The sequence below is a fragment of the Synechococcus sp. R55.7 genome, assembly GCF_047461955.1.
Classification (GTDB): Bacteria; Cyanobacteriota; Cyanobacteriia; order Thermostichales; family Thermostichaceae; genus Thermostichus.
The window spans coordinates 1-6,180 of the sequence record NZ_JANSIC010000086.1; the positions used below are offsets into that span (position 1 = coordinate 1).

6 protein-coding genes are annotated in these 6,180 nt (G+C 54.4%); all 6 read left to right on the forward strand.

What is annotated here, in order from left to right:
* Position 1: 1 nt before the first annotated feature.
* A complete protein-coding gene (locus tag NW820_RS06265) occupies positions 2–766 on the forward strand; it encodes a proteasome-type protease (protein WP_011431739.1) in 765 nt (254 codons plus the stop codon).
* Between the two features lie 52 nt (positions 767–818).
* Positions 819–1,805, forward strand: a complete 987-nt coding sequence (gene glyQ, locus NW820_RS06270; RefSeq protein WP_414328660.1) for a glycine--tRNA ligase subunit alpha — start codon at positions 819–821, stop codon at positions 1,803–1,805.
* 150 nt (positions 1,806–1,955) lie between these two features.
* Positions 1,956–2,483 carry an NYN domain-containing protein gene (locus NW820_RS06275; RefSeq protein ID WP_011431737.1) on the forward strand — a complete coding sequence of 176 codons (528 nt, stop codon included), beginning with the start codon at positions 1,956–1,958 and terminating at the stop codon, positions 2,481–2,483.
* 331 nt (positions 2,484–2,814) lie between these two features.
* Positions 2,815–4,626 carry a translation elongation factor 4 gene (gene lepA / locus NW820_RS06280; RefSeq protein ID WP_414328663.1) on the forward strand — a complete coding sequence of 604 codons (1,812 nt, stop codon included), beginning with the start codon at positions 2,815–2,817 and terminating at the stop codon, positions 4,624–4,626.
* A complete protein-coding gene (gene yqeK / locus NW820_RS06285) occupies positions 4,619–5,224 on the forward strand; it encodes a bis(5'-nucleosyl)-tetraphosphatase (symmetrical) YqeK (RefSeq protein WP_414389772.1) in 606 nt (201 codons plus the stop codon). Before lepA ends, yqeK begins: the two co-directional genes overlap by 8 nt.
* 42 nt (positions 5,225–5,266) lie before the next feature.
* Positions 5,267–5,638, forward strand: coding sequence for a ribosome silencing factor (rsfS, locus tag NW820_RS06290; protein WP_011431734.1), 372 nt, complete (start codon positions 5,267–5,269; stop codon positions 5,636–5,638).
* Positions 5,639–6,180: the final 542 nt, after the last annotated feature.

The window sequence follows — 6,180 nt, forward strand, 5'->3', positions numbered from 1 at the left end:
CATGACCTACTGCCTTGGCATCATCACCCGCTTTGGCTTGGTGATGGCGGCAGATTCCCGCACCAACGCCGGGGTGGACTACGTCTCCACCTACCAAAAGCTGTTCGATTTTTCCGTGCCCGAAGAGCGGGTGATCTTGATCTGCACCTCCGGCAACCTGTCCATCACCCAGGGCGTTTTGACCGAAGTGCAGCGGGATCTGCGCCAACAGGAAAGTTCCAATCTCCACACCTTCCCCCATCTCTACGACGTGGCCCGCTACCTGGGATCCAAAATTCGTTACATCCAGGAGCAAGACCGACCCTGGCTGGAAAAGGACGGTATCGACGCCCAGTGCAGCCTGTTGTTGGGGGGACAGATCCGAGGCGAGGAGCCGGCCCTCTTTTTGATCTACAGCCAGGGCAACTGCATCCAGGCCACCCCGGAAACCCCTTTTTTGCAGGTGGGGGAAACCAAATACGGCAAGCCAATCTTGGATCGCACCCTCTCCTACGAAACCTCGCTAGCAGATGCGGCCAAATGCGCTCTCCTCTCCATTGACTCCACCATGAAATCCAACATCTCCGTCGGCCCCCCCATCGATTTGGTGATGGTGCAAGCGGATCAGTTCAAGGTCACCCACCGTCTGCGCCTGCGCACCGGGGATCCCTACCTGGCCAAGATGCGCAAACTGTGGGAGAGCGCCCTCAAACAAGCCTTCGACCAAATGCCCCCCATCGAGTGGGACTACTCGGATCCAGCTGATCGGGAAGAGCTGCTCGACTGAGAGGAGGAGATTGGTAGGATAGGGGTTAATCCATCTCTGCCCAACCCCTGCCATGTCAGCCCACACCTTTCAAGACTTGATCTTTCGCCTGCAACAGTTTTGGGGGGAGCAGGGCTGCTTGATCCTACAACCCTACGACCTGGAAAAAGGCGCCGGCACCATGAGCCCCCACACGTTTTTGCGCGCCTTGGGGCCGGATCCCTGGCGAGTGGCCTATGTCGAACCCTGTCGCCGCCCCACCGATGGACGCTACGGTCAAAACCCCAATCGCCTGCAGCACTATTTTCAATACCAAGTGTTGATCAAGCCCTCCCCCGATGACATTCAAGATGTGTACCTAAATAGCCTGCAAGCTTTGGGCGTGAACCCGGCAGAACACGATGTTCGCTTTGTGGAAGATGACTGGGAATCTCCCACCTTGGGGGCTTGGGGCGTGGGCTGGGAAGTGTGGCTGGACGGCATGGAAGTAACCCAGTTTACCTACTTTCAGCAGGTGGGCGGACAAGATTGTCGCCCGGTTTCTGTAGAAATTACCTATGGGCTAGAGCGCCTGGCCATGTATCTGCAGGGGGTGGATTCGGTTTTCGATCTCTGCTGGAATGAGCATCCTTCTCTGGGACGGATTACCTATGGACAAATCTATTTCCAAAATGAGGTCGAGCAATCTTATTACAACTTCGAGTATTCCGATCCGGAGATGCTACTGGAATTGTTCCGGCTCTACGAAGCCGAGGCCAAGCGTTTGATCGAAACCACCCAACAGAAACTGCAGAAACAGGTGTTGCCGGATCGGTTGGCCGTGTCTCTGCTCCTGCCCGCCTACGACTATGTGCTCAAGTGCTCCCACACCTTTAACCTGCTCGACGCTCGTGGTGTCATTGCTGTAGCCGAGCGCACCCTCTACATTGGGCGCATCCGTAACCTGGCTCGACAATTGGCGGAGCTGTACGTTAGCCAAGCCGATCGACCGGGATCCAGCTATGCCCTGCGGCAACCGGAACCCGCTTTGGTTTACAGGGGTGCCTCTCCCCAGAGTTAATTCTTGAGAAAGGGATCCCACCTTTGGCTATGATGAGAGATTGGTGTCAGCAAGGTGCTGGCTGCCCAAATGGCTCTTGTGGAAAGTCAGTGACCTCGTTTTCATCCTCTTTTTCTGACCAGTTCACCTTACTTTTTTCGGAAAAGCTTTATGTTTTACCATCATCCCGTCACTCGGGTTTCCATCTTTATTGATGGCAATAATATGTTTTATGCTCAACAGAAAAATGGCTGGTTTTTTGACCCACGCCGGGTGCTGGATTATTTTGTTAGATCACAGCCGAATGTTGAATTGGTCAACGCCTTTTGGTACACCGGCATCAAGGATCCCCATGATCAGAGGGCCTTTCGAGACGCTCTGATCAGCATGGGCTTCACTGTGCGCACCAAGATCCTCAAAGAATATCGAGATGAAGACTCCGGTCGGTACTCCCAAAAAGCAAATCTGGATATCGAAATAGTAATCGATATGTTCAACACCGTTGGCCAGTACGATAGGATCATTCTATTTAGCGGCGATGGAGATTTTGAGCGGGCCGTCGAGCTGTTGCGTTCCAAAAACACGCTGATTACAGTTGTCTCCACCGAAGGGATGATCGCCCGCGAGCTGCGCAACGCCACCGACCGCTACATCGACCTCAATGACATTCGCCCCTACATTGAGAAGTTAGACAAGTAGTGCTTTGGGCAGGGTTCTGGACTGCTTCCTCTGCCGTCGGGTCAGACCCATAGCCTCCTGGCGAGCTGGCGACAACACCGCCCGAGCTCGTTCTGGCTTTTTCCATCTTCACGGATCCCATCCCTGCCACACAAGCGGCACGTCTGTTGTACCGGCTCTAGTCAGCGCTGCCGGAAAGGAGCTGTCCCGGCCAATTCCAGTAGGGTGCTCTGGTGTCCGGCAGAAGGGCTGTGTCTTCTCCCCTTGGCAGCCAACTTCTGGGCAACCTCAGTTCAGGCAGGGGAGCAGAGAGGCTAGCATTGTAAAAAATCTTTGCCCTGATCAGGTTTTTATGACCGGCGTTCCTGTCTCCCGTATTCGCAACTTTTCCATCATCGCCCACATCGACCACGGCAAATCCACCCTCGCCGATCGCCTCCTGCAGGAAACGGGCACCGTTTCAGCCCGCGAGATGAAGCCGCAACTGCTGGACAGCATGGAACTGGAGCGGGAACGGGGCATTACCATCAAGCTGCAAGCGGCCCGCATGAACTACCGTGCCCAAGACGGCCAAGATTATGTTTTGAACCTGATCGATACGCCGGGGCATGTGGACTTCACCTACGAAGTCTCCCGCTCCCTGGCCGCCTGTGAAGGGGCGCTGCTGGTGGTGGATGCCTCTCAAGGGGTGGAGGCCCAAACCTTGGCCAATGTGTACCTGGCCCTGGAGAACAACCTGGAAATTATTCCGGTGATCAACAAAATCGACCTGCCGGGCGCCGAGCCGGAGCGGGTGATTGCGGAGATTGAGCAGGTAATCGGCCTCGACTGCAGCGGGGCAATCCTGGCCTCTGCCAAGGTGGGTATTGGCATTCAAGAGATTCTGGAGGCCATTGTGCAGCGGGTGCCGCCCCCACGGGATACGGTGGCGGATCCCTTGCGGGCCTTGATTTTCGATAGCTATTACGACGCCTATCGCGGCGTGATCGTCTATGTGCGCATCATGGACGGGGAGGTGAAAACGGGGGACAAGATTTGCTTTATGGCCTCTGGCCGAGAATACGAGATTACCGAGCTGGGGGTGATGCGTCCCAACCAAGAGCCGGTGGATGCCCTACATGCGGGCGAGGTGGGCTACATGGCCGCCGCCATCAAGAGCGTGGAACACGCCCGGGTTGGGGATACCATCACCCTGGTGAATCGCAAAGCTCCTGAGCCCCTGCCCGGCTACAAAGAAGCCAAGCCGATGGTGTTTTGTGGCCTGTTCCCCAGCAGCTCCGATCAGTACGCCGAACTCAAAGAGGCTCTGGAAAAGCTCAAGCTCAACGATGCTGCCCTGTACTTTGAGCCAGAAATTTCCAGCGCCATGGGCTTCGGCTTCCGCTGTGGTTTTCTGGGCCTGCTGCACATGGAGGTGGTGCAGGAACGCCTAGAGCGGGAGTACAATCTCGACCTGGTGATCACAGCTCCGACGGTGGTGTACCAAGTTACCCTCAACAACGGCTCTGTGATTCGGGTGGACAATCCCAGCAAGCTGCCTCCCCCCAACGAGCGCACCAGCATTGAGGAGCCGATTGTCAGGGTAGAGGTGATTCTTCCTGAGGAATTTGTCGGTACCGTGATGGAGCTGTGTGAGACCAAACGCGGCACTTTTAAAGACATGAAATATCTGGCGCAGGGTCGGACTACGCTGGTGTATGAGCTGCCCCTGGCGGAAGTGGTCACCGACTTTTTCGACCAATTGAAATCACGCACTCGTGGTTATGCCAGCATGGACTACCAAATGATTGGCTATCGCGCCGATGATTTGGTGCGTTTGGACATTTTGATCAACGGCGATGTGGTGGATTCTCTATCCACGATTGTGCATCGGGATAAAGCTTTTTATGTAGGCCGTTCCCTAGTTGCCAAGTTACGGGAGCTGATCCCACGCCATCAATTTGAAGTGCCCATTCAGGCGGCAATTGGCTCTAAAGTGATTGCTCGTGAAACCATACCAGCCCTGCGCAAAAACGTCTTGGCCAAATGCTACGGAGGAGATGTGACCCGCAAACGCAAGCTTTTGGAAAAACAAAAAGAGGGGAAAAAACGCATGAAGGCGGTGGGAACGGTGGATGTGCCCCAAGAAGCGTTTATGGCCGTGCTGAAGCTGCAGAATGACTAGGGCGATGGGCACTCAACTGGGGCGGGAAGAGGTGTTGGCCTGGCTACAGGAGCGGGTGTCTCCTCCTCGCCTCCGCCATATCTTGGGGGTAGAGGGGATGGCCCGACAGCTGGCGGCCCACTACGGGCTGGATGAGCAGAAAGCTGCTTGGGCAGGGCTGATGCACGACTTGGCCAAGGCTTTCCCGCCGGAGCAACTGTTGCAAAGGGTGGCTCAGGAACGGGAGCTGGATGAAATTGAGCGGGCCGAACCTCACATCCTGCACGCTGAGGTGGGATCCCTGGTGGCGCGGGAGCAGTTTCAGGTACAGGATCCGGAGATTTTGGCGGCCATTGCCAACCACACGCTAGGGCAGCCCGGCATGGATCCGCTCAGTTGCGTGGTTTTCGTGGCCGATGCCCTGGAGCCGAATCGGGGCAACAGCCCAGAATTGGAGCGGTTGCGGCAGATGGCTTTTGTAGATTTGTCTAAAACCGTAGTGGGAGTATGTGACTTGAGCCTAAAATTTTTGCTAGACCGGAATCAGGTGGTTCATCCGCGCACACTCATGACTCGGAATCATTTTTTGTTACATCCTTTAGAAAAAGCGGTGTCCTAGGTTAACTCAGTCGTTTCAGGAGGGTTTTAGTTGCTACATCTCATGCCTGCCCCTGCTGGGGATCCCATCTATTGCATGGCGCTGAGTGCAGCTCGCGCGGCAGAAGAGAAAAAAGGTGGCGATATCGTTCTGCTGGATGTATCCCAAGTCTCCACTTTGGCAGATTACTTTCTTCTGGTCAGCGGCTACTCGCTTACGCAAGTCCGCGCCATTGCCCGAGCAATTGAGGAAAAGGTTTGGGACGAGTGGAAACAAACTCCGCGCCGCATCGAAGGGCAGGAATCGGCCTCTTGGATACTGATCGACTATGCCGATCTCATTGTCCATGTGATTATGCAACAGGAAAGGGACTACTATGACCTAGAGTCTTTCTGGATCCAGGCTCAGCGAGTCGATCTGCCCATAGCAGGCTAAATCTATTTGTTTTGGATCCCTGGATTTGGCAGTTCTTCAGGTCTTGGAGCCAAGGGAAGAGTTGCTCTTTACAACTCTTTAACTGCCTTCCAGGGCCTCCTTGACAGACAGAAGTTTTAGTCAATTGTCAAGAAATATGTAAGTTTCTTAATATTCCCGCAATTTCTTACACAGTCACGTGTTAGGGTAGTGAATGACAAATAGCTGAGTAAGATCTTCCTGCCTTTTGCAGTCGAGTTTCTATAGTCTTTGTTAAACGCTCTACCTTGTTTCTCTTGAACGCTGATAATTCTTCGTTGGTACTGAATACCAGCAAAAAGATTTTCCAGCTGCTGATGGCTCCTATTGGCTGCTTTCAGCGGCAAGTGGAAAGGCAAACGAGGCGAATAGAGGAGGCAAGGATTGGCTGCACAAGAGGATCTTACGAACGAAACCGCAACTTCTTCCCGACGGCAGACTTAACTGCAACCGGCTTAAATGGTCGGCCTGTAGGCAAAATCCGGTGCCAAAAGCAGCGGAGGAAGATGGGGAAGCAGCGTTTT